This is a genomic window from Dyella sp. KRB-257 (genome assembly GCF_049445995.1).
Lineage (GTDB): Bacteria > Pseudomonadota > Gammaproteobacteria > Xanthomonadales > Rhodanobacteraceae > Dyella_A.
In genome coordinates, this window is record NZ_JBMSDZ010000004.1 from 204284 (window position 1) to 225417 (window position 21134).

The following is a 21134-nucleotide window of genomic DNA, read 5'->3' on the forward strand; positions in this document are numbered from 1 at the left end:
ATGACGGCTCGAAGACACACCCATCCCAAGCGAACGGACCCGACCATGACCGAGCCACTCCCCGCCGACGCCGTCCGCGACCAGGTGTTCGCGATCATCGCCAAGCAGGCCAAGATCGACGTGGCGACGATCACCCCGGCCTCCACGCTGAAGGATCTCGGCGTGGCGTCGCTGGACGCGATCGAGGTGATCTTCGACATCGAGGAGCACTTCGACATCACCTTCCCCGACCAGGGCACCAACTTCGACACCGACACCGTGCAGCATCTGGTCGATGCGGTGGTGGCGGCGCAGGCCGCCAAGGCCGACGGATCGGTATGAGCGACGCCGCATCCCGCGCCATCGCCATCACCGGCATGGGCGCGATCAGCGCCTTCGGTGAGGGCGCGCAAACGCTGTGGGCCGGACTGCGCGAAGGGCGCAGCGGCATCCGCCCGCTGCGCCACGAGCGTGCCGCCGATTTGCGCGTGCGCGTCGCCGCGCAGGTGCCGGAGGATTTCGATCCGGCGGCACATTTCTCCGAGCGCCAGCTGTCCATGCTCGACCGCACCTCGCAGCTCGCGCTGGTCGCGGCGAACGAGGCGATCGCGCAGTCGGGGCTGGATTTCGCCGCCGATGGCCTGGGCCTGCGCACCGCGGTGGTGGTGGGCACTGGCGTGGGTGGCGAGACCACGCAGGACGAGCAGAGCCGCCGACTCTACGCGGAGAACGCCTCGCGCCTGCATCCGCTGAGCATTGTGCGGCTGATGACCAACGCGCCGGCCAGCCAGATCTCCATGACGCACGGTCTGCGCGGTCCGGCCTTCGCCGTGGCCAGCGCCTGCGCCTCCGCCAACCACGCCATCGCCCAGGCCGCGATGATGATCCGTGCCGGACTGGTCGACGTGGCAGTGGTCGGCGGCACCGAGGCGTGCCTCAGCTTCGGCGCGATGCGTGCGTGGGAAGCGATGCGCGTGCTCGCCGACGACACCTGCCGCCCGTTCAGCGCCAACCGCCGCGGCCTGGTGCTGGGCGAGGGTGCCGGCATGTTCGTGCTCGAATCCATGGCCTACGCCCGCGCGCGCGGCGCGCAGGTGCTGGGCGTGCTCGCCGGCGTGGGCATGAGCGCCGACGCCGGCGACATCGTGGCGCCCGATGCGGCCGGCAGTGCATCGGCGATGGCGCAGGCGCTGGCCGACGCCGGGCTGTCGCCCGGGGACATCGACTACATCAACGCGCACGGCACCGGCACGCCGGCCAACGATCCGACCGAAACCAGGGCGATCCATCGGGTGTTCGGCACGCATGCGCCGCGGCTGGCGGTGTCCTCCACCAAGTCGATGCACGGCCACGCGTTGGGCGCCTCCGGTGCGCTGGAGCTGGTGGCGGTGCTCGGTGCGATCCGTGACGGCGTGGTGCCGCCCACCGCCAACCTCGACGCGCCTGATCCGGCCTGCGACCTCGACTACGTTGCCAACGTGCCGCGCCAGATGCGCGTACGCGCGGCGCTCAGCAACTCCTTCGCGTTCGGCGGGCTCAACGCCGTGCTGGCGGTGCGCGCACCCTGAGCAACGGAACGCTCGCCGCAGTGGATGCATCCATGCCTTACCTCGCCCAACTCGAACCGGAGAGCCTGCTGCGGCAGTTCCTCGCTCACCCGCCGGAAGGCTTCGTGGCCGGCACCACGGAATCGGGCATGCCCACCTTCGTGGCGCCGTTGGACCTGCTCACCACGGCCGACGACACGCTGCGACGGCGCCTCACGCGGCTGCCCGGGTATGGACGCTGGGGCCGGCTGCTGCGCTGGCGCACGCGCTTTGCCGGCAGCACCGTCACCGAGTTCGCGCCGCTGCCGCGCACCGTCTCGCCCGAGGCGCTGGCGCGCGAGCTGGTACCGGGCCTCGGTCGCGACTGCGCCCTGCTGGTGGTGAAGGACATCGCGCCGGAAACGCCCCTGCTCGACGTGGCCGACGGCCAGCGCGCCAACGCCTTTGCCCGCGCGCTGGAAGAGGCCGGCTGCGTGCTGCTCGAAGGCATGGCGCTGGCCTGGGTGCCGATCGATTTCGACAGCGAGGACGACTACCTCGCGCGCCTCTCGCGCAGTCGCCGCAAGGACATGAAGCGCAAGCTGCGCTCGCGCGCCGACCTGCGCATCGAGGCCTGGCCCACCGGCTCGCCGGTGTTCGAGGACGCCGCCCTGCGCGCGCGCATCCACGCCCTGTACGAGAACGTCTACGCGCAGAGCGAGATCCACTTCGATCGCCTCACGCCGGCCTTCCTCGACGCTGTGCTGCGCGACGGCGGCAGCGGCGGCGTGGTGTTCGCCTATTTCCACGGCGATGCGCTGATCGGCTGGAACCTCTGCTACGAGCACGCCGGCAAGCTGGTGGACAAGTACATCGGCCTGGCCTATCCGGCCGCGCGCGAGCACAACCTGTACTTCGTCAGCTGGATGGAAAACCTCGATTACGCGCGCCGCCGGGACTTGAGCCACTACGTGGCCGGCTGGACCGACGCCGCGGTGAAGCGTCAGCTCGGCGCGCGCTTCTGCCTCACCCGCCACGCGGTGTACGTGCGCAACCCGCTGCTGCGGGCCGTCTTCCGCCGCATCGCCCACCACTTCGAGAGCGAGCCGGTGCAGCCGGCGCCCGCCATGGAATCGGCATGACCCGCCCGATCGTGCTGGACATCGACCACTCCGTCGGCCCGCTGCCCGGGCGACTGGTGGTGCCGCTGGAACACTGGCAGGAGGCGCTGCGCTTCGGCTGCTCGCTGCGCACGCTGGATCGATTCCGCCAAGTCCTCAACGACACCCTTCCGGCCGAGCACGGCACCGTGCTGCTTGGCAGCGGCGACTTCCATCACCTGAGCTGGCCGCTGATCGAGCGGGTGCGGCACGCCGCGCCGTTCCAGGTGGCGGTGCTGGACAACCACCCGGACAACATGCGCTACCCGTTCGGCGTGCACTGCGGCTCGTGGGTGCGCCGCGTGGCGATGCTGCCGCAGGTGAGCCACGTGCACGTGGTGGGCATCGGCTCGACCGACATCGGTGCCGGCCACGCGTGGGAAAACTACCTCGCCCCGCTGCGCGCCGGCCGCCTGAGCTACTGGAGCGTGGGCGTGGACGTGCGCTGGGCAGCGAAGGCCGGCCTCGGCGAGGCCTTCCACGCGTTCGAGCACGCCGACGCGCTGGTCGACGCCTTCACCGCGCAACAGCTTGCCGCGCCGCAGCCCACGTACCTGTCGATCGACAAGGACGTGTTCGCGCAGAACGTGGCGCGCACCAACTGGGACCAGGGCAGCCTGCAGTTCCACCACGCCACCGCCATCATCGCCAGCCTGCGCGCCGGCCTCGTCGGCAGCGACATCACCGGAGAAATCTCCGCCTACCGCTACAAGAGCTGGTGGAAGCGCCGACTCTCTGCCATCGACGACCAGCCCCCGGTCGACCCAAGCGAACTGGCCCGCTGGCAGGCGCAGCAGCATGGGTTGAACGAGCAGTTGCTGGAGGCGATCGCTGCGCAAGCGTGATGGGTGTCCCGCTGTGGTTTTGCGGTTGACCATTGCGTACGGTAGTATTCCGTACAAATGGAGCCCGCCATGACTGCCGCCGCCCGCCTCGATCTTCGCCTCTCTCCTACCGACAAGGCTCGCATCAGCCGTGCCGCCGGTCTGCGCGGTGTGCCGCTGTCGGCCTTCGTGCGCGACGCGGTGTTGCGCGAGGCTGAAACCGTGATGGCGGCTGAGCTTACCGTCACCCTTTCCGTAGCCGAGTCGCGGCGCTTCCTCGATACGCTGGACAAGCCTTTCAAGCCCCATGCCCGTTTGAAAAAGGCGATGGCCGACGCCGCCAAATTGATCCGTTGACGTGCCTCTGCGCCTTGTACGGCTGGATGCGCGCCTGCACGACCGCAACGGTTTCACCTGCGGCGAGCCCGCGCTGGACGCCTATCTGCGCCACCAGGCCGGGCAGCATCAGCGCGACGGCATCGCCACCACCCATGTCCTGATCGATGACAGCGCCACGTCGCGTATCCTGGGCTACTGCAGCCTTGCGGCTGCTCAGGCAAATATCGAGGACCTGCAACCGACTGACCGCAAGCGTCTTCCCGCCTATCCCGTACCCGCTGTACGCATTGGCCGGCTGGCAGTGGCTATCGACGGACAGGGCAACGGCTACGGTGCATTGCTGCTGGGTCATGCCATGAACTGCGCCATGCAGCTGCGCACCCAGCTCGGTGTGAAGCTGGTGCTGGTCGATGCTCTCAACGAGCGCGCCGCCCGCTTTTATCGCGCCTGCGGCTTCCGCGAAGTCGCGGCCAATGCCATGACGCTGTATCTGCCGCTGGGCAAGGGTTGAACTCGGCAGCAAGGCGTCATGCCGACGTGGCGGCGAGACAGGAAAAGGTGCGGCGCCTCAGCCACTCGTGCGGTCCATCGCCTCGACAATCCGCTCGAAGGCCGCATCGTCCAGCCACGGGCTGTTGCTGAGGGTCAGCGCGCGCTGGGCGAAGTCGCGGGCGTGCGGCATGGGCGCTTGCGGCACGCGGTCGGCGAGGTAGGCGTAGTCGGGCAGGGCGTGGACAAACAGGCGGCTGACGCCGAGGCCGGCGGTCCACAGTTTGTCCAGCGCGGCGTCGGCGTGCGCGGCGGTGGGCATCAGCAGCAGCAGGAAGGGCCAGCTGCCGCTGGTGCCCGGAGCCTCGTCGAACACGGTGATGCCGGGCAGGGCGCGCAGCCGGGCCACGCGCTGCAGCGCGCGGGCGCGATTGTTGATGAGGAAATCCGGCAGTCGCGCCGCCGCACGGGTGCCGACGCCGCGGCGCCAGCGGCCGACGCGATGGAACGGAATCTGCGGCGCGAAGTCATCGCCCACGGCGGCGATCGGGTCGCCCCGCCGCAGCGCGCGGCGCAGCGGCATGCCGTAGGCGAGGCCCAGCAGCGACGGCCGATACAGCGCGGCGAGTCCCAGCAGTTCGACGCTGCGGCGCAGCTCCCAGAGCGGTACGCGCGGCACGATGGCGGCGCCGACGGCGCGCAGTTCCTCGCGCAGTGCGTCGTCGCGGGTGACCAGCAGTCCGCCTTCGTGGATCGACAGGCCCTTGCCGGCGGCGAGGCTGAAGAAGCCGATGTCGCCGCGCAAACCCACGCTCTGCCCGCCATCGCGCGCGCCCAAGGCCTGCGCGGCATCCTCGATGACGAAGGCGCCGCTGGCGCGGGCGATCTCCAGCGGCGCATCCATGTCGGCGACGAGGCCGGCGAGGTGGGTGGGGAGGATGGCGAGTGTGTCCTCGCGGCAGGCCAGTGCCAGCGCCTGCGGATCGAGGTCCCAGTGGTCCGGACGCGTGTCGCACAGACGCAGCGTGAGGCCCATGCGGTGCACGGCGATGGCCACCAGCGGACAGGTGTAGGCCGGCGCCACCACCACGCGGCGGTCCGGCGCGCGCCCCTTCAGCGCATGCAGCGCCACCAGCAGCGCCGCGGTGCCGGAGCATTCCAGTTGCAGCGGCGGCGTACTCAACTGCGCGGCGAGCGTGGCAGTGAGTGCATCGCGGCGCGACAGCAGGTCCGCGGCCTGCAGCGGCAGGCCGGCGGTGGGCGGTATTTCGCGCAGGCGGCGCATGGAGCTCAGGGTCGGATCCCGAAGAACAACATCAGGACGTCATTCCCGCAAAGCGGGAATCCACGGTCGATTTGAGGACAATGGATTCCCGCTTTCGCGGGAATGACGGCCAAGGATGATTCCGCCATGTAGTGGATTATCTCTTCTTCTAGCGTATGCGTAGCTCATGGTGCTTCAGGAGCGCTCACGGGCGCCGCCTCGCGTTCGGCCAGGCCCAGGCAGACGATGCCGGCGAGGATCGCCGCGGCGCCGAGCAGCTTGGTGGTGGTGAGCGGTTCGTGGAACAGCCATACCGACAGCGCCATCACGCTGATCACCTCCAGGTGCGAGGCGGCGAAGGCCGGACCGATCGGCGCGTGCTTGAGCAGGCTCATCCAGGTGAAGAACGCGCCAAGGTAGCCGAGCACCGCGCCGTACACCCACGGCTCGCCGAACAGCCGCAGCAGCCAGGCGAGGTTGGCCTCCACCGGCAGGGCATGGTTGCCGGCAAGCTTGAAGGAAATCTGCGTGAGCGTGTCGAAACCCATCAGCAGGGCGAAGCCGATCAGGTAGAAGCGCTTCATGCGCCCGCTCCCACGATCGCCACGCCCAGGCTCACCAGCAGGATGCCGGCCACGCGCAGGCGGGTGAGTTTCTCGCCGAACAGGAAGCGCCCGGCCACCATGATCGCCACGATGTTGACCGATCCCAGCAGCACGCCCTCGGACAACGGCAGCAGCGAGAGGAAGGCGATCCACACCAGGAACTCGAACACGTAGCAGCCCACGCCGATCCACAGCCACGGGCGCGCGGCCATGTATCTCCAGCGGGCCAGGCCGTCGCCCGCGGCGCGGTCACCGGCGGCGGCCTTGAAGGCGAGCTGGCCGCCGGTGTCGAGCACCACGTTGGCCAGCCACAGGATGATGGTGAGCAGGGGCATGCGGGTCTCAGGCCGCCGCGCGCTCGGCGGTGCGGCCGGCGACGATGGCATCGAAGAAGCGCGCCGAGCGCTCGATCAGGGTGCGGCGCTCCTTGTCGATGGTGATCATGTGGTAGCTGTCGTCGAGCAGCAGCAGTTCGGTGGGGGCGCTCACGCCGCGCAGCACCAGCTCGGCGTTGCGCACGCTGGCCACGTCGTCCTCGCTGGCGTGGGCGACCAGGCAGGGCGAGGTGACCTTGGGCAGCCGGCGTCGCACGTGCGCCGAGAGCTGGTGGAGGTCGGCCAGCGCGTGCCACGGGTTGCCGAGCAGGCCGGCCACGGTGCTGTCGCCCGAGCGCATCGCGGCGGCGACCTGGGCGCGCAGGCGCTCGTCGCGCAGGCCGTAGGGCGGCTGCTCCTCGAACGCGCGGTCGCGGCCGAGGCCGAGCTTCTTCACCAGCGGCAGCAGGAAGCTCAACCGCGCCGACCACGGAATGCTCCAGCCGTCGTAGCGGAAGGTGGCGCCGTACACGCCCACGCCGGCCACCTGCTGCGGACGCTCGGCGGCGAGCTTGAGCGAGAGCAGCGCGCCCATCGACAGGCCGCCCACAAACAGGTGGTCGACGTGCTGCATCAGCTTGTCGGCGGCGGCTTCAACGCTGGCGTACCAGTCGCGCCAGTTGGTGGCGAGCAGATCCTCGACGTTGCCGCAGTGACCGGCCAGTTGCATACCGTAGACGGTGAAGCCGGCGTTGTTCAGGCCCTTGGCGAGCAGGCGCATTTCCATCGGCGTGCCGGTGAGGCCGTGGATCAGCAGCACGCCGCGGCGGTCACCTTCGAGCATGAAGTCGGTGGGTTGGATCATGGGGACATCCTGGGCGGTGAGGCTGTCATGCCTCGGCTTTTCCATGGCTCAAGCGGGCCGCCTGGTCGCAGCCTCGCAGTCTTTGCTCGTCATCCTCGCGAACGCGGGGATCCACCGCCATGGAGCGAAGATGGACCCCCGCGTTCGCGGGGATGACGCCGTAAAGGTGATCGCAAGTTCGTGTCAGCGACCTTTCGTCGGTGCGGCGGACGCAGCCGGCGCCCCGAACCGCACCAGCACGCGCTGGCCTACCCGCACGTCGGTCGGCGGCGGGGTGTCGAAGGCCAGCACGCAGGCGACGGTGCGGGCGTTGGCGCGCAGCTGCGGGTCGTCTTCCAGCGTGGACGGGCCGACCACGCTGCCGATGCGCAGCACGTGTGCCGGCCAGCTCCGGGTGCTGCCGCCGCCGTCGGCGGCGACGGTGGCGGGCATGCCGAGCTTGACCGCATCGACGAAGGATTCGCTCAGCTCGGCGCGCACGATCGGCGGGGTGAGCGGCAGCAGGGTGAACAGCGGCCCACCGGCGGCGGTCGACACGCTGGCGCCGGCCTGCGCGGTCACGTGCACCACGCGCGCGTCGACCGGCGCGCGCAGCGTGCGCAGGCCCAGTTCGTAACGGGCCTCGTCGCGCTTCTGCGTGGCCATCGCCACGGCGGCATCGGCGGCGGCGCGCCGGGCGACCAGTTCGTTGACGCTGGCCGTGGCGGCATCGGCGCTCTGGCCATCGCCGGCGCCGGCCTTGGCCGCGGCGGTGAGGCGCTGTGCCTGCACGCGCACGGCGGCCAGCTTGCCGTCGAGCAGCTGGCGCTGCGCCCGGGCCTGGGCCAGCTCCGCTTCGGCCGCCTGCAGCTGCAGGCGGGCCGGCGCGGGGTCGAGCGTGGCCAGCACCTGGCCTTTGCTCACGCGGTCGCCCTCGTGCACGGCCACACCGGTGAGCGTGCCGTCGCGCGGCGTGCCCAGCACCAGCAGGCCGCCTTCCACGTCGACCCGGCCGCGCGCCACCGCGGCGTACGCGGCGGTGGCGGACGTCGCGGCGGGCGGCGGCGAATCGTGCGAGCAGCCGGCGGCCAGCAGCAGGGCGGCGACGAGGGCGGCGAGGCGCAGCGGTTTCATGACGCGGTTCCTGTGTCCATGGCGGCCGGCGGCGAGGCGCGCCGGTCGCTGAGAATGCGGCCATCTTCCATCGCCAGCATGCGGTCGGCGTGGTGGATCAGTCGCGGATCGTGACTGACGCACAGCACGGTGGTGCCGTGGGTGCGCGCGATGCGGTGGAGGATGTCGATGATCATCTGGCCATTGGCGGCGTCGAGCGCGCTGGTCGGCTCGTCGGCAAACAGCAGTTCCGGCCGCTTGGCCAGCGCGCGGGCGATCGCCACGCGCTGTTTTTCGCCACCGGACAGTTCGCTGGGGCGCAGCTGCATGCGCGGGGTCATGCCCACTTCCTCCAGCGACTGCATGGCGCGCTCGCGCGCCTGCTGGCGGGACAGGCCGAGGTAGTGCAGCGGCAGTTCCACCTGCTCGCGCGCGCTCAGTGCGGGGAACAGGTTGAAGCCCTGGAACACGAAGCCGGTGTGCAGCAGGCGGAAGCGTTCCACCGCGCGGCTGTCGAGCTGGCCCAGTTCGCTGCCCAGCGCGGTGACGCGGCCGGCGTCCACTTGCTGCAGGCCGCTGAGGATCGCCAGCAGGGTGCTCTTGCCGCAGCCGGACGGGCCGGAAATCAGGGTGAGCTCGCCGGCATCGATGCTCAGCGACAGGCCATCGAGCACCTGCGTGCGCACCTTGCCGGAGACGAACGCCTTGGCGATGCCCTCGGCACGCAGCGCCGGGCCGGCAGTGGCGTGGGCGAGCGCGTTCATCGCAGCAGGCTCGCCGGATCGGCGCGACGCAGGCTGCGCATCGCCACCAGGCCGGAGACGGCGGCCAGCGCCATCGCCAGCAACACGCACAGCAGGGTGATGGGGACGCTCAGCACCACCGGCACGTCCTGGCTGCGCGCCAGTTCCAGCAGCAGCACGCCCAGTGCAGTGGCGCCGAGCAGGCCGATCGCACCGACCCAGAACGCCTGTTCCAGCACCACCCAGCGCAGGTTGACCACGCCCACGCCCAGCGCGTTGAGCGTGGCGTATTCGCGCACCGAGCCGGCCACCGCAGCCATCAGCGTCTGGCTGGTAATCACCGCGCCGACCAGGAACACGATGCCGGCCAGGAACACCACGCCGGCGCCGGCGCCGGTGTCGAGCATCCAGTACAGCACCGAGCGGCGGGCAAAGGATCTGGCTGTCCACACGTCGTACGGGCCGAAGCTGTGGTCGCCGCGCAGACGGGCCGCCACGGCGTCGGCGGTGGCCGGATCGCGCAGCGCGGCGACCAGGTAGGTGGGGCGGCCGGCGTCGCTCGGATCGGTGTCGAGCCGGCGCGCGGTGTCCAGCGAGCTGACCACGTTGACGCCGCCCAGCGCGCGAAGTCCGCTGCTCACGCCGACCACGCGCACGCGATGGCCGTTGATCACCGCGTGGTCGCCGATCGCCACGCCGAGCTTGTCGATGTCGGCGCGGTCGACGATCACCGCGTCCGGCTCGGCCAGCCGCGCGCGCAGCGCGGGCGGCAGGGTGCGCGAGAACATCAGCCCGTCGGCGCGCGGATCGATGCCGGAGACGAACACCGACTCGCCGCCGGTGTCGTGCGCGCCGCGCCAGTCGGCGTCGATCCACAGGAACGGTTCGACGTGGCGGACCTCGGGGTCCATGCGCAGGCGCATCTCCACGTCCGGATCGATCGCGCGGCCGAGGTTGACGCTCTGCGTGCCGGGATAGCCCACCCACAGGTCGGCGGTGGAGCCGGTGATGTACACGCTGGCGCTGCCGAAGATGCCCAGCACCAGCGCCGCCTGCAGCAGCTGCAGCAAGCCGGCGAAACCCACCGCGAGGATCGCCGGCAGGAAGCGGCGCCATTCGTAGATCAACGTCTTGCGGGCCAGCGCGACCATCAGTGCGTGTCCGCGGTTCGGGTGTCGTTGGCGGCGCTGGCGTCGGCCTCCGGCAACGGTGCGCCACCGAGCGCCTTGTACAGGCTGACGAAAGCGAGGTCGCGCGCCAGGGTGGCGCGGGTGAGGGCGATCGTCGACTGCGCCACGGCGAGCTGGCTGTCGAGCTGCTGCGCCGGTGAGGCCAGGTGCAGGTTCACCCGCACACCCGTGGCCTGGGCCGCGCGTGTCAGCGCGGCCTGGGCCTGCGCCGTGTGCGCTTCGCGCTCACGCTGCTGCCGAAGCTGGCCCAGTGCGGTTTCCACCTCGGCCACGCCGCGCAGCACGGCTTGGCGATAGGCGTACACGCTGGCCTTGAGGTCGTGTTTGCGGGCGTGCAGCGTGGCCTCGCGGGCGCCCCAGTCGAACAGCGGGATGTCGATCATCGGGCCGGCTGAGGCGAGCGCATTGTCGTTGGTGCGCCGGTGGGTGGTGAGGTTGGTCGACCACACCAGCGAGCCGCCCAGGCCGATGCGTGGGTACAGGTCGGCGCGCGCCACGCCGGCATCGCCCGCGGCGGCGAGCACGCCGGCCTCGGCACGGGCGATGTCCGGACGGCTGCGCAGCAGGTCGGCCGGCGCCTGGGTGAGCGACAGCTCGCCCAGTGCCGGCAGCGGTGCCGCCGCAAGCCAGGCCGGATCGGGCTCGTTGCGGCCGAGCAGCACGGCCAGTTGCTGTGCCAGTGCATCGGCCTCTGCGCGCGGCCCGGTCAGTGCGGCTTCGGCCTGGGCCAGCACGGCTTCGGCCGCGTCCACCGACTGGGGGGAGGCCAGCTGCAGCCGCGCGCGGGTGCGCAGCAGCTGCCATTGTTGCCGGCGGGCGTCGCGGATGGCGGTGAGCGTGGCCTCGCGCTGCTGCGCGCCGCGCAGTTCCAGCCAGTTGCGCACCACCTCGGCCACCAGCGTCACGCGCACCTGTTGCAGGTCGGCCGCGCTGGCGTCGAGCTGGCCGCGCGCCTGGCGGTTCGTGGCGGTGCCGCGTCCGAACAGGTTGAGTTCCCAGGTGGCGTCGAAGCCGGCCACGAAGAACGAGGCGCTGGCATCGGGGTCGATCGCATCCTGGGTCTTGGCACGCAGGCGCGGCCGGTAAGCGACATCGGCGCTGCGGGTCATCGCGCGGGCGGCGAGCAGACGCTCCTTCGCCCGGGCCACGTCGAGGTTGTCGCGCAGGGCGGTGTCGACCAGCGCGTCCAGCGCCGGATCGTGGAAGGCGTGCCACCAGCCACGCAGGTCCGCCGGCGCTGCGCTCGCGTTCGAAGCGTGGCGCCACTGCGCCGGCGCGGGCGGTTTGAGCTGGGGCATGTCGATGCCGGTGCAGCCGCCCAGCAGCAGGGCGACGAGCACGCCGGCGAGCGTTGCACGCGCACCATGGAGGGTTGGTGGGCTCATTTCAATGCCGGTCCGCCATCCACCGTCCACCGACCGGTACCGGCGGCGCCAGCAGCCTGGCCGAGCAAAGTCCGACAGGTTGCTGGTATGGCGGCGAATCGGGCGCCGCGGGGAGTCGTCGGCGTGCGGGGCAGGCAGGAGCAGCGCAGAGTCATGCCGAAAGTTTCCACGATGAGGGTTTCATCAACTTTTCGCGGGCGGCGGAAAGTGGAGGCTGATCCGCAGACCGCCCGCGGGTGCGCTGGCAAATGTCACTTGCGCGCCGTGCTGGCGGGCGATCTGCTGCACGATCGCCAGTCCCAGCCCAGTGCCGCCGGACGGCGCATCGGGTGCCCGGAAAAAGCGTTCGCCCAGCCGTTGCAGCATCCCGGCCGGCACGCCGGGTCCGGTGTCCTCTACCTGCAGCAGCACGCCGCCGTCGGGCAGCGGCAGCAGGGAGACGGTGGCACGGGCGCCGCGGCCGGCGTAGCGCAGCGTGTTGTCGATCAGGTTGTCCAGCAGTTCCTGCAGGGCGGTTGCATCGCCCTGCACATACACCGGACCACCGGGTCCCTGGTAGCCCAGATCGATGCCGGCGCGGATGGCTTCGGGCACGCGTTGGCCCACGGCTTGCGGGATTTGCCGCGCCAGATCCACCGGCACGTGCGCCGCGCACTCGCTGCGTGGGTTCTGCGCGCGGGTGAGCGCGAGCAGCTGGGTGCAAGTGCGCGCGGTGCGCCCAGTGAGCTGGTCGATGTGATCGAGCGCGTCGCGCACGGTGGCCGGATCGGTGGCTGCGCGGGCGCGATCCACATGCAGCCGCAGCCCGGCCAGCGGCGTGCGCAACTGGTGCGCGGCGTCGGCGATGAAGCGCTCCTGCAGCGAGAGCATCGCCCGCAGCCGCTCGAACAGGCCGTCGATGGTGCGCGTGAGTGGCAGGATCTCCACCGGCACATCCTCGCCGGTGATCGGTTCCAGTTCCTGCTCGCGGGCGGCCAGGCGGTCGGTCAGCGGCTGCAGGATGCGCAGGCCGCGATTGATGCCCAGCCACATCAGCGACAGCGCGCCCAGGATCAGGATGGTCTGCAGCGGCACTGCCAGCAGCAGGATCTCGCGCGCGCGCCGCTGGCGATCATGCAGCGTCTCGGCGATGGTGACGGTAAGCACGTCGCCCGGATCGTTCGGCGCGCGCAGGCTGAGCGAGGCGGCGCGCAGGGTGCGGCCAGACAGCCGCGAATAGAACAGCTCCGGCGCCGCACCCAGTGCCGGAGCGGGCGGTTCCGGAAACGTGCCGTTGCCGCTGAGCAGGCCGCGGCGGCGGCTGCGTACGGTGTAGTAGTTGTGGCTGTCCGGGTCGTACTCGATCAGGAAGCGCGCCTCGGCCGGCAGGTCGCCGGACACTTCGCCCGAGCGGAACATCTGCGCCAGCGTGCGCACGTCGTCGGCGAGGTCGGCGTCGTGCACGCGGTTGGAGTAGTTCAGCGCCACGCCGTAGGTGACCACCGCATCGATCGTCAGCAGGATCAGCATCGGCAGCAGCAGCAGCAGCAACAGCCGTCGGCGCAGGCTCGGGCGCCGGCCGGCACCTGCGCGCACGACGTCATGCATCCGCGTCTTCCTCCAGCAGGTAGCCCAGGCCGCGCACCGTGCGCACGTTGGCGCCGCTGCCGTGCAGCTTGCGGCGCAGGCGGTGGATGGCGATGTCCAGGCCGTTGTCGGTGAGCTCCTGGTCCCAGTTGCACAGCGCCTCGACCAGTTGCGCGCGGTTGGTGATGCGGTCGGGGCGGCTGGCCAGCGCCTCGAGCAGGCCCAACTCGCGGGCGGTCAGGTCGAGCGGCTGGTCGTCCACCCAGGCGCGGTGGCCGGGCACGTCCAGCCGCAGCCGGCCGATCCGCAGTTCGGTGGCGCCCTTGCTGGCCGAGCGGCGCAGCAGCGCGCGCACGCGGGCTTCGAACTCGGCCAGCGCGAACGGCTTGACCAGGTAATCGTCGGCGCCAAGGTCGAGTACGCGCACGCGCTCGGCCAGGCCCTCGCGGGCGGTGATCACCAGCACCGGCATGCCCGAGCCGCGCTGGCGCAGGCGGTGCAGCACCTCGCTGCCGTCCAGCGCCGGCAGGCCCAGGTCGAGCACCAGCAGGTCGTGCGCCGCGTCGCGCAGGGCGGCGTCGGCCTGCGCACCGCTGGCCACGTGGTCGACCGCGTGGCCGTCCTGGCGCAGCGAGGCGAGGATGGCGGCGGCGATGGCGGAATCGTCTTCGGCAATCAGGATGCGCATGGCGTCGGGGGGGGTCAGGAGAAGAGGGGCATGCGCTGGATGGCGGCGCTCAGACCGGCACCATCCGGGCAAAGTTGCATCGAAACATCTTGCACCTTTCGCGATGCCTTCGTGACTTCCGGCAGGGGGTCTTGCCGCTGTCCCGAGCTTGCTCCAGTCTGGCGCATTGCCTGTCTACAGGGGGGAGTCATGGCGATTTTGAAGCGATCCGACGGGCTGTTGCCCGTTCTTTTCCTGCTGGCGTGGCCGCTGTGTGCGCCCGCCCGGCAGGCGTCAGCGCCCGAGCCGGCACCGGCGACCAGCACCGCGATGCCGTCTGCCGCACCGATCCCGCTGGCGGCGCCCGATGCGGCGGCGGTGAGCGTGCCCAGTGCGCCCGGCGCCTGGGGCGGCGAACGCCGCGGCAACGAGCCGACGCTGTCCGACCGCGTGGTCAGCTACCGCATCGACGCCGAGTTGGACGCCGCCAAACATGCGGTGCACGGCAAAGAGCAGTTGCAGTGGCGCAACCGCAGCGACCGCGAGGTGCGCAGCATCTACATGCACCTGTACCTCAACGCGTTCGCCAACCAGGGCAGTACCTTCTTCACCGAGCGCAAGGTCTTGACCGCGCACGGCCGTTCGCGCGGCCGCGCAAGCCTGAAGAAGGGGCAATGGGGCTGGATCGACCTCAACAGCGTGCGCCAGGCCGATACCGACCTGAAGGTCAGCTACGTGCAGCCGGACCACGGCCCGGCCACCGATCGCAGCGTGGTGCGCGTGGATCTGGCCCGGCCGGTGCCGGCCGGCGGCACGCTGACGCTGGACATCGATTTCCTCAGCCAGCTGCCGCGGGTGGTGGAACGCACCGGCTGGTTCGGCGATTTCAACCTGGTGGCGCAGTGGTTTCCCAAGATCGGCGTGCTGGAGCTGCCGGGCGAGCGCGGCGCCACCGAGGTGCGCTGGAACTGCCACGAGTTCCACTTCAACAGCGAGTTCTATGCGGACTTCGGCCGGTACGACGTCAGGCTCACGGTGCCGTCGGACTACACCGTCGGCGCGGTGGGCGAGCTGCGGGGCCAGCCGCAGAGCGACGGCGGCAAGACCACCTACCACTTCGTGCAGGGTGACGTGCACGACTTCGCGTGGGTGGCGGCCAAGGGCTACCGGACGCTGGACGGCACGTACGAAGGCCCCGGCAGCCCGAAGGTGGCGGTGCGGGTGATCTATCCGCCCGAATACGTGGCCAGCGCGCAGCCGGTGCTGAAGGCCAGCATCGATTCGCTGGGCTACTTCTCCAGGACGCTGGGCGCGTATCCGTACAAGACGCTCACTGCCGTGGTGCCGCCATACAACGCCGGCGAGGCCGGCGGCATGGAGTACCCCACCTTCTTCACCGCCGAGGGCTACAGCGACGTCGAGCCGGGCACGATCAGCCAGTACATGATCGATTTCGTGACCATCCACGAGTTCGGCCACGGCTACTTCTACGGCCTGCTCGCCTCCAACGAGTTCGAGGAGCCGATGCTCGACGAGGGTCTCAACGAGTACTGGGACCAGCGCATGCTGCGCGAGCGCAAGCAGGGCATCGACCTGGCCACGCCCTTCATGAAGTGGCTGGGGGTGGCGCCGACGATGAGCGGCTTCGTGCAGGAGCGGCTCACTGCGGGCCTGCGCCAGCCGGCCGACCCGATCGGCGAGAACGCGTGGGATCGCCTGTCCTCGTCCAGCTACGGCACGGTGTATTCGCGCACCGCCACCGCGATGCACGATCTGGAAGAGCGCCTGGGCACGAGCGTGATGGAACAGGCCTTGCGCGAGTACTACAGGCGCTGGCGCTTCCGCCATCCGTCGGTGGCCGACCTGCGCGCCGCGCTGATCGACGTGTCCGGCAAGCCCGACGTGGTCAATCAGGTGTTCGACCAGGTGGTCTACGGCACCGCCTGGGTGGATGACGCGGTCACCGCGATCGACACCGTGGAGGTGACGCCGCAGGCCGGCACCTTCCGCAAGGACGGCCAGCGCAAAGAGATCGATACTGCCGCGCTGGACAAGCAGCTCGCCAAGCAGCGCGCCGACTGGAAAAAGGCCCATCCGAAGGCCAAGCCGGGTGAGGGTCCGTTCCCTTGGCGCAGCACCGTCACGGTGCGCCGTTACGGCGCCGGGGCGCCGCAGACGCTGCGCCTCGGCTATGCCGACGGCAGCCACGAGGACCTGCGCTGGAACGATGACCGCCGCTGGGTGCGCTTCGTGGTGACCAAGCCGTCCAAGGTGGTGTCCGCCGAGCTCGACCCGGCGCAGACGGTGTACCTGGACGCCAACAAGCTCAACGACAGCTACGCCAGCAAGCCGGACGGCAGCGCCGCCCGACGCTGGGCCGCCGACGCGGCCGCGTTGCTGCAGAACCTCTATTCCTTGCTGGGGACCCTCTGATGGCCAGGATGCATTCGCGCCGGGTGGACCCCGGCTCGCTCGTCGCCGCTCCGTTCGCCGCCATGCAGTGGCGATTGCTGCTGCTGTGGGTGGTGTTGCTGCTGCTGCCCACGGCGGTGGTCAGCCTGCCGCTGTGGAAATCGCTGGGCGGCCTGCTCGATCACTCCGTGCATGCCGCGGCGTGGGCGCAGTCGTTCCACGCCATGATGTTCGGCGACGTGATCATGCAGCTGGGGCAGAACAGCGGCTGGCTGGGCGGGGCCGGTCTCGCCGGCCTGGTGGTTACCGTGGCGCTGCTGCCGCTGCTGCACGGCATGGTGGTGGCGGCCGGACGCGCCGGCCGACCGCTCGGATTCGGCCACCTGCTGCAGAGCGGGCTGATCGAGTACGGGCGGATGTTCCGCCTGATGCTGTGGTCGGTGCTGCCGTATGCGGTGATGTTCGGCCTGGCCGCCATGGCGATGTCGGTGGCGCGCAAGCAGGCCGAAGCGGCCACGCTGGAATCCCAGGCGCAGGTGGCACAGCACGCCGCGCTGTGGGTGGTGGGCGTGCTGTTCGTGCTGGCGCAGGCAGTGGTGGAGTCCGCACGGGCGGCGTTCGTTGCCGACGTGGGCCTGCGCTCGGCCACGCGCGCCCTGGGCCGCGGCGTGATGCAGCTGCTGCGCCGTCCGCTCAGCACCTTGCTGAGCTATGTGCTGATCAGCGCGATCGGTCTGGCCATCGCGCTGGCGCTGGGCATGTGGCGCGTGCGCACGCCGGCGCTGGGCGTGGGCGGTTTCGTGCTGGCCTTGCTGATCAGCCAGCTGGCCGTGGCGGTGACCGGCTGGATGCACGCCGCGCGCGTGTTCACGCTGGCGCGGGTAGCCGGTTCGCTGCAGCCGGTCCGTCGCGGCGGCCTGCCGCCGGCGCTCTGAGATCGTGCGGGATGCCGCCGGTGCACCGCGCCGACGGCGTCAGTCAGCGAGCGTATCGAGGCTCAGCGGATCGACGCCGCGCGCGTCGATCTTCAGTAGCAGCACTTCGCCGCCACCGTCGATGCGCAGCCGGCGCGCGGCGTCGTCGGGCAACCACATCGGCCGGTCGACCGGCAGCGGCCAGCGCGCGTCACCCCATTGAACCTCGGCCCGCCCGGCCAGCAGCCACGTCATCCAGCGGGCGCCGGCGGTAAGCAGCATGGGGCCTTGCAGCGGTCGGGCGATCAGCTCGGCCGCCACGCCGTCGCGGATATGCAGGCTGACCACGCGGGTGGACTCGGTGGCCAGGGCACGGTCGGCCATCTGCATGTGCGCAATCTGCAGGCGCAGCAGTGCGCGGGAGCGGCCGTCGTGCTGATGCAATTGCAGCGGCGCATCGAGCGACGTGATCTGGCCCGGCTCCCCGGGGGTGGCAGGGAGTTCGGCGCCCGCCGCCAGCGTGTGCAAGGCGAGCTGCCAGTGCCAGTCATCGCTGCCTTGCGGCGGCTCGCCGGTGACGGTGCCCAGCAGTGGCTGGGATGCCTCGCCCGCGCTTGTGGTCGGGCCGTCGGGCCATGCATCGACCGGCGCCGGCCCGACGCTCATGCCCAGGCGCGGCGCGGCTCGCGGATCGGCGGGTAGTAGGCGAACAGGTGCGTGTTGCAGCCGTAGAAATCCATGTTGTCCACGTGCTCGCCGCCCAGTCGCTCGGCCACGCGGTCGGAGGCCTCGTTGCCGATGCGCACCAGGCTGATCACGCGCTGCGCGTGCAGGGTGTGCCAGGCGAAGTCCAGCACCGCCGCTCCGGCCTCGGTGGCGTAGCCATGGTGGCGGTGTTCGGGCTTGAGCATCCAGCCCAGCTCCAGATCCGGCCAGCCTTCGGGGAACATCAGGCCGGCGCGGCCAATGAATTCGCCGGTGTCCTTGCGTTCCAGCGCCCACATGCCGCAGCCGCGCAGTTGCCAGTGGCCCAGCAGCATCGCCAGCGAGCGCCAGGCGTTGGTGCGGTCCAGCGGCTGGCCGTCGCCGATCCAGCGGGTGCTTTCCGGGTCGGCCAGCATCGCGGCGTAGTCGTTGAAGTGCCGTTCGGTGAGCGCGGTGAGGCGCAGGCGGGCTGTTTCGATGGTGGGAATCTGGGACATGGCCATTCGTTGGTCAGCGACGGCTATCCAGCAATCGGCTGAGCGCGAGGGTACTTGAGGCCAGGGCGTCCTCCCAGGCGAAGCCGATGATTGTCTCACCGGTGGCCGCATCCACAAAGTCCTCCGCCTCGCCGGGCGGCAGCAGGTGGCGATAGTCCACGGTGATTTCGGTGCCGGTCGGCAGGTCGGCCAGCGCGAAGATGAAGCCCAGGTGCCACAGCCCGGTGGGCGAAAAGCTGTGGTTGACGTAGCACTCGTCCGGCCAGTCGGGCGAGACGGTGTAACGATCCTCGAACCAGCGCGCGCTGGTGTGGCGCAGGGACGCCAGCTCCGGCGAGCTGGCCAGTTCGTCGTGGCGCCAGGTGCGCTCGATCGCGTCCGGGGCGGTGATGATGCTGCCGGCGCGCACGGCCTCGTCGAGAAACAGGCCCTGGCCGGCACCGCCGATGGCGGAGGCGGCGATGCGGTAACGCGGAAGAATCATGGCAGGCGCGGCGAACTGGGCCCCGATCGGGCGCGCCGGAGTGTAGCGCAAGCGTTGCGGGCGATCAGGCGCCCGCAACGCCGCCCCATCCCTGGGCTGGAGAGTCCTCGGGGGGATTACTTGGCGCTGGCCTTGCTCTTGCTCTTGGCCTTGGCGGCCTTCGGCGCCTTGGCCGACGCGCCGGCGGCATTGCCGCTGAACTGGATGGCCTCGCTGTTGCGCTTGAGCGTGGCCGGGCCCATGCCCTTGACCTGGGCCAGGTCGTCCAGCGTCTTGAACGGGCCGTGCGCGTCGCGCCAGGCGACGATCGCCCTGGCCTTGGCGTCGCCCACGCCATCGAGCGAACGGGCAATGGTGGCCGCATCGGCCTTGTTGATGTTGACGGGAGTGGCGGCGAACGCGGGCAGGGCGATGGCGAACGCGAGCGCGGCGGCGAACAGGGAACGAAGCATGGCGATCCTCCGTGATGCATGACTGGAGCCGTGATTGGCGCTGCCACTGTGCCCGCGCCGGTGGTCTCGCGGCTGTCGGTGCATGACCCGGGCGGTGGGGCATCCGGGCAGGTACGGTTGTGCGCATGCGCCGACTGCGGCGTCAGCTCCGGCGGGCCTCGGGGAGGGCGCTGATACAATGGCGCTCTTTGCCCTGTGCGTGGAGTTGCCGATGGATACCACCCGCCTGTCCCGATTCGTCAGCGGCCTGTGGTACGACGAGATCGTGCCGCAGCTGGTGGAGTACATCCGCATCCCCAACAAGTCGCCGATGTTCGACAAGGACTGGGCCGCCCACGGCTACATGGAGCAAGCCGTCGAGCTGATGTCGAGCTGGGCGCGCGGCAAGCTGGCCGCTTTCCCCGGTGCCACGCTGGAGGTGGTGCGGCTGGAAGGACGCACCCCGCTGATCTACATCGAGGTGCCGGGCGAGGGCGACGACACCGTCATGCTCTACGGCCACCTCGACAAGCAGCCGGAGATGAGCGGCTGGGCCGACGACCTCGGCCCGTGGAAGCCGGTGATCAAGGGCGACAAGCTGTACGGCCGCGGCGGTGCCGACGACGGCTACGCGATCTTCGGTTCGCTGGCGGCGCTGCTGGCGCTGCACGAGCAGGGCATCGCGCACAGTCGCTGCGTGATCCTGATCGAGGCCTGCGAGGAATCCGGCAGCTACGACCTGCCGTACTACGTGGACCATCTGGCCGCACGCATCGGCAATCCGTCGCTGGTGGTCTGCCTGGACTCGGGCTGCGGCAACTACGACCAGCTGTGGCTCACCACCTCGCTGCGCGGGATGACCGGCGGCGAGCTCACGGTGCGGGTGCTGGAGGAGGGCGTGCATTCCGGCGACGCCTCCGGCGTGGTGCCGTCGAGCTTCCGCATCCTGCGCGAGCTGCTGTCGCGGCTGGAGGATCCGGCCACCGGCCGCATCGTGCCGCCGGAACTCTACGTGGAGATCCCGGCCGAACGGATCGCGCAGGCCAAGGCCTCCACTGAAGTGCTGGGCACCGCGGTCTACGACAAGTTTCCGTTCGTCGACGGCATGCGGCCGGTCACCGACGACCTGGTCGAGCTGGTGCTCAACCGCAGCTGGCGGCCGCAGCTGGCGGTGACCGGCGTGGACGGCCTGCCACCGCTGGAGAGCGCCGGCAACGTGCTGCGCCCCTATACCGCGGTGAAGCTCAGCCTGCGCGTGCCGCCCACGCTCAACGGTGCGAAGGCCGGCGAGTTCGTCAAGCAACTGCTGGAGAAGGATCCGCCGTACGGCGCCAGGGTGAGCTTCAAGGTGGAGAAGGACGGCAGCGGCTGGAACGCGCCGCCGCTCTCGCCGTGGCTGGCGCAGGCGGTGAGCGAGGCGTCCGAGCGCTACTTTGGCGCGCCGGCGGCGTACATGGGCGAGGGTGGCTCGATTCCCTTCATGGGCATGCTGGGCGAGAAATTTCCGCAGGCGCAGTTCCTGATCACCGGCGTGCTCGGCCCGCACTCCAACGCCCACGGCCCCAACGAGTTCCTGCACATCCCCACCGGCACCAGGGTGTCGATGGTGGTGGCCGAGGTGGTGGCCAGGCATTACGCGCAGGGCGCGACGAGCTGACCATCTCCGTTCCCTCTCCCCGGCGG

23 protein-coding genes are annotated in these 21134 nt (G+C 70.5%); 9 read left to right on the forward strand and 14 right to left on the reverse strand.

Annotated features, from left to right (window positions below; translation table 11 throughout):
- The first annotated feature begins 45 nt into the window (after positions 1–45).
- The 6 genes from ACO2Q2_RS04830 (at position 46) to ACO2Q2_RS04855 (ending at position 4339) form a co-directional block, all read left to right on the forward strand.
- Positions 46–321, forward strand: coding sequence for an acyl carrier protein (locus ACO2Q2_RS04830; protein ID WP_423254643.1), 276 nt, complete (start codon positions 46–48; stop codon positions 319–321).
- Positions 318–1547, forward strand: coding sequence for a beta-ketoacyl-[acyl-carrier-protein] synthase family protein (locus tag ACO2Q2_RS04835; RefSeq protein WP_423254644.1), 1230 nt, complete (start codon positions 318–320; stop codon positions 1545–1547). The genes ACO2Q2_RS04830 and ACO2Q2_RS04835 overlap by 4 nt, the downstream gene beginning before the upstream one ends.
- A 32-nt stretch (positions 1548–1579) precedes the next feature.
- On the forward strand, positions 1580–2647 hold the full coding sequence (locus tag ACO2Q2_RS04840) for a peptidogalycan biosysnthesis protein (RefSeq protein ID WP_423254645.1): 1068 nt from the start codon (positions 1580–1582) through the stop codon (positions 2645–2647).
- Entirely contained in the window at positions 2644–3510 is an 867-nt protein-coding gene (locus ACO2Q2_RS04845) for an arginase family protein (protein ID WP_423254646.1), read from the forward strand. The genes ACO2Q2_RS04840 and ACO2Q2_RS04845 overlap by 4 nt, the downstream gene beginning before the upstream one ends.
- Positions 3511–3579: 69 nt before the next feature.
- The gene (locus ACO2Q2_RS04850) at positions 3580–3846 is read left to right on the forward strand and encodes a DUF1778 domain-containing protein (protein WP_423254647.1); all 267 of its coding nucleotides are present in this window, start codon (positions 3580–3582) and stop codon (positions 3844–3846) included.
- Between the two features lies 1 nt (position 3847).
- On the forward strand, positions 3848–4339 hold the full coding sequence (locus ACO2Q2_RS04855; RefSeq protein ID WP_423254648.1) for a GNAT family N-acetyltransferase: 492 nt from the start codon (positions 3848–3850) through the stop codon (positions 4337–4339).
- A 57-nt stretch (positions 4340–4396) separates the two neighbouring features.
- On the opposite strand, the gene ACO2Q2_RS04860 is transcribed toward ACO2Q2_RS04855, so the two are convergent.
- The 10 genes from ACO2Q2_RS04860 to ACO2Q2_RS04905 form a co-directional block, all read right to left on the reverse strand.
- A complete protein-coding gene (locus tag ACO2Q2_RS04860) occupies positions 4397–5602 on the reverse strand; it encodes a DegT/DnrJ/EryC1/StrS family aminotransferase (protein WP_423254649.1) in 1206 nt (401 codons plus the stop codon).
- Between the two features lie 164 nt (positions 5603–5766).
- A complete protein-coding gene (locus ACO2Q2_RS04865) occupies positions 5767–6165 on the reverse strand; it encodes a DMT family transporter (RefSeq protein ID WP_423254650.1) in 399 nt (132 codons plus the stop codon).
- Positions 6162–6521, reverse strand: a complete 360-nt coding sequence (locus tag ACO2Q2_RS04870) for an EamA family transporter (protein ID WP_423254651.1) — start codon at positions 6519–6521, stop codon at positions 6162–6164. Before ACO2Q2_RS04870 ends, ACO2Q2_RS04865 begins: the two co-directional genes overlap by 4 nt.
- A 7-nt stretch (positions 6522–6528) precedes the next feature.
- On the reverse strand, positions 6529–7365 hold the full coding sequence (locus tag ACO2Q2_RS04875; RefSeq protein WP_423254652.1) for an alpha/beta hydrolase: 837 nt from the start codon (positions 7363–7365) through the stop codon (positions 6529–6531).
- 183 nt (positions 7366–7548) lie between these two features.
- Positions 7549–8478 carry an HlyD family secretion protein gene (locus ACO2Q2_RS04880; protein WP_423254653.1) on the reverse strand — a complete coding sequence of 310 codons (930 nt, stop codon included), beginning with the start codon at positions 8476–8478 and terminating at the stop codon, positions 7549–7551.
- The gene (locus tag ACO2Q2_RS04885; RefSeq protein ID WP_423254654.1) at positions 8475–9221 is read right to left on the reverse strand and encodes an ABC transporter ATP-binding protein; all 747 of its coding nucleotides are present in this window, start codon (positions 9219–9221) and stop codon (positions 8475–8477) included. Before ACO2Q2_RS04885 ends, ACO2Q2_RS04880 begins: the two co-directional genes overlap by 4 nt.
- Positions 9218–10351, reverse strand: coding sequence for an ABC transporter permease (locus ACO2Q2_RS04890; protein WP_423254655.1), 1134 nt, complete (start codon positions 10349–10351; stop codon positions 9218–9220). Before ACO2Q2_RS04890 ends, ACO2Q2_RS04885 begins: the two co-directional genes overlap by 4 nt.
- Positions 10351–11775, reverse strand: a complete 1425-nt coding sequence (locus ACO2Q2_RS04895; protein WP_423254656.1) for a TolC family protein — start codon at positions 11773–11775, stop codon at positions 10351–10353. Before ACO2Q2_RS04895 ends, ACO2Q2_RS04890 begins: the two co-directional genes overlap by 1 nt.
- Positions 11776–11958: 183 nt before the next feature.
- Positions 11959–13362, reverse strand: coding sequence for a sensor histidine kinase N-terminal domain-containing protein (locus tag ACO2Q2_RS04900; RefSeq protein ID WP_423254657.1), 1404 nt, complete (start codon positions 13360–13362; stop codon positions 11959–11961).
- A complete protein-coding gene (locus ACO2Q2_RS04905; RefSeq protein WP_423254658.1) occupies positions 13355–14029 on the reverse strand; it encodes a response regulator in 675 nt (224 codons plus the stop codon). The genes ACO2Q2_RS04900 and ACO2Q2_RS04905 overlap by 8 nt, the downstream gene beginning before the upstream one ends.
- A gap of 189 nt (positions 14030–14218) precedes the next feature.
- On the opposite strand from ACO2Q2_RS04905, the gene ACO2Q2_RS04910 reads away from it, so the two are divergent.
- Positions 14219–16441, forward strand: a complete 2223-nt coding sequence (locus ACO2Q2_RS04910) for a M1 family aminopeptidase (RefSeq protein WP_423254659.1) — start codon at positions 14219–14221, stop codon at positions 16439–16441.
- Complete coding sequence (locus ACO2Q2_RS04915; protein ID WP_423254660.1) at positions 16441–17355, forward strand: hypothetical protein; 915 nt, start codon at positions 16441–16443, stop codon at positions 17353–17355. The genes ACO2Q2_RS04910 and ACO2Q2_RS04915 overlap by 1 nt, the downstream gene beginning before the upstream one ends.
- A 39-nt stretch (positions 17356–17394) precedes the next feature.
- On the opposite strand, the gene ACO2Q2_RS04920 is transcribed toward ACO2Q2_RS04915, so the two are convergent.
- The 4 genes from ACO2Q2_RS04920 to ACO2Q2_RS04935 all read right to left on the reverse strand — a co-directional run bounded on the left by ACO2Q2_RS04920 (position 17395) and on the right by ACO2Q2_RS04935 (position 19472).
- Positions 17395–18000, reverse strand: a complete 606-nt coding sequence (locus ACO2Q2_RS04920; RefSeq protein WP_423254661.1) for a hypothetical protein — start codon at positions 17998–18000, stop codon at positions 17395–17397.
- Entirely contained in the window at positions 17997–18536 is a 540-nt protein-coding gene (locus ACO2Q2_RS04925) for a GNAT family N-acetyltransferase (protein WP_423254662.1), read from the reverse strand. The genes ACO2Q2_RS04920 and ACO2Q2_RS04925 overlap by 4 nt, the downstream gene beginning before the upstream one ends.
- Positions 18537–18549: 13 nt before the next feature.
- Positions 18550–19020, reverse strand: a complete 471-nt coding sequence (locus ACO2Q2_RS04930; protein WP_423254663.1) for an SET domain-containing protein-lysine N-methyltransferase — start codon at positions 19018–19020, stop codon at positions 18550–18552.
- Between the two features lie 116 nt (positions 19021–19136).
- On the reverse strand, positions 19137–19472 hold the full coding sequence (locus ACO2Q2_RS04935; protein WP_423254664.1) for a ComEA family DNA-binding protein: 336 nt from the start codon (positions 19470–19472) through the stop codon (positions 19137–19139).
- Between the two features lie 211 nt (positions 19473–19683).
- Here ACO2Q2_RS04935 and ACO2Q2_RS04940 point away from each other — a divergent pair, with 211 nt between their 5' ends.
- Entirely contained in the window at positions 19684–21108 is a 1425-nt protein-coding gene (locus ACO2Q2_RS04940) for a M20 family metallopeptidase (protein ID WP_423254665.1), read from the forward strand.
- Positions 21109–21134: the final 26 nt, after the last annotated feature.

Bases quoted from the DNA above. Each gene is read 5' to 3' on its own strand.
- ACO2Q2_RS04830 (WP_423254643.1), top strand. From the start codon at position 46: ATGACCGAGCCACTCCCCGCCGACGCCGTCCGCGACCAGGTGTTCGCG.
- ACO2Q2_RS04835 (WP_423254644.1), top strand. From the start codon at position 318: ATGAGCGACGCCGCATCCCGCGCCATCGCCATCACCGGCATGGGCGCG.
- ACO2Q2_RS04840 (WP_423254645.1), top strand. From the start codon at position 1,580: ATGCCTTACCTCGCCCAACTCGAACCGGAGAGCCTGCTGCGGCAGTTC.
- ACO2Q2_RS04845 (WP_423254646.1), top strand. From the start codon at position 2,644: ATGACCCGCCCGATCGTGCTGGACATCGACCACTCCGTCGGCCCGCTG.
- ACO2Q2_RS04850 (WP_423254647.1), top strand. From the start codon at position 3,580: ATGACTGCCGCCGCCCGCCTCGATCTTCGCCTCTCTCCTACCGACAAG.
- ACO2Q2_RS04860 (WP_423254649.1), bottom strand. From the start codon at position 5,602: ATGCGCCGCCTGCGCGAAATACCGCCCACCGCCGGCCTGCCGCTGCAG.
- ACO2Q2_RS04865 (WP_423254650.1), bottom strand. From the start codon at position 6,165: ATGAAGCGCTTCTACCTGATCGGCTTCGCCCTGCTGATGGGTTTCGAC.
- ACO2Q2_RS04870 (WP_423254651.1), bottom strand. From the start codon at position 6,521: ATGCCCCTGCTCACCATCATCCTGTGGCTGGCCAACGTGGTGCTCGAC.
- ACO2Q2_RS04875 (WP_423254652.1), bottom strand. From the start codon at position 7,365: ATGATCCAACCCACCGACTTCATGCTCGAAGGTGACCGCCGCGGCGTG.
- ACO2Q2_RS04880 (WP_423254653.1), bottom strand. From the start codon at position 8,478: ATGAAACCGCTGCGCCTCGCCGCCCTCGTCGCCGCCCTGCTGCTGGCC.
- ACO2Q2_RS04885 (WP_423254654.1), bottom strand. From the start codon at position 9,221: ATGAACGCGCTCGCCCACGCCACTGCCGGCCCGGCGCTGCGTGCCGAG.
- ACO2Q2_RS04890 (WP_423254655.1), bottom strand. From the start codon at position 10,351: ATGGTCGCGCTGGCCCGCAAGACGTTGATCTACGAATGGCGCCGCTTC.
- ACO2Q2_RS04895 (WP_423254656.1), bottom strand. From the start codon at position 11,775: ATGAGCCCACCAACCCTCCATGGTGCGCGTGCAACGCTCGCCGGCGTG.
- ACO2Q2_RS04900 (WP_423254657.1), bottom strand. From the start codon at position 13,362: ATGCATGACGTCGTGCGCGCAGGTGCCGGCCGGCGCCCGAGCCTGCGC.
- ACO2Q2_RS04905 (WP_423254658.1), bottom strand. From the start codon at position 14,029: ATGCGCATCCTGATTGCCGAAGACGATTCCGCCATCGCCGCCGCCATC.
- ACO2Q2_RS04910 (WP_423254659.1), top strand. From the start codon at position 14,219: ATGGCGATTTTGAAGCGATCCGACGGGCTGTTGCCCGTTCTTTTCCTG.
- ACO2Q2_RS04915 (WP_423254660.1), top strand. From the start codon at position 16,441: ATGGCCAGGATGCATTCGCGCCGGGTGGACCCCGGCTCGCTCGTCGCC.
- ACO2Q2_RS04920 (WP_423254661.1), bottom strand. From the start codon at position 18,000: ATGAGCGTCGGGCCGGCGCCGGTCGATGCATGGCCCGACGGCCCGACC.
- ACO2Q2_RS04925 (WP_423254662.1), bottom strand. From the start codon at position 18,536: ATGTCCCAGATTCCCACCATCGAAACAGCCCGCCTGCGCCTCACCGCG.
- ACO2Q2_RS04930 (WP_423254663.1), bottom strand. From the start codon at position 19,020: ATGATTCTTCCGCGTTACCGCATCGCCGCCTCCGCCATCGGCGGTGCC.
- ACO2Q2_RS04935 (WP_423254664.1), bottom strand. From the start codon at position 19,472: ATGCTTCGTTCCCTGTTCGCCGCCGCGCTCGCGTTCGCCATCGCCCTG.
- ACO2Q2_RS04940 (WP_423254665.1), top strand. From the start codon at position 19,684: ATGGATACCACCCGCCTGTCCCGATTCGTCAGCGGCCTGTGGTACGAC.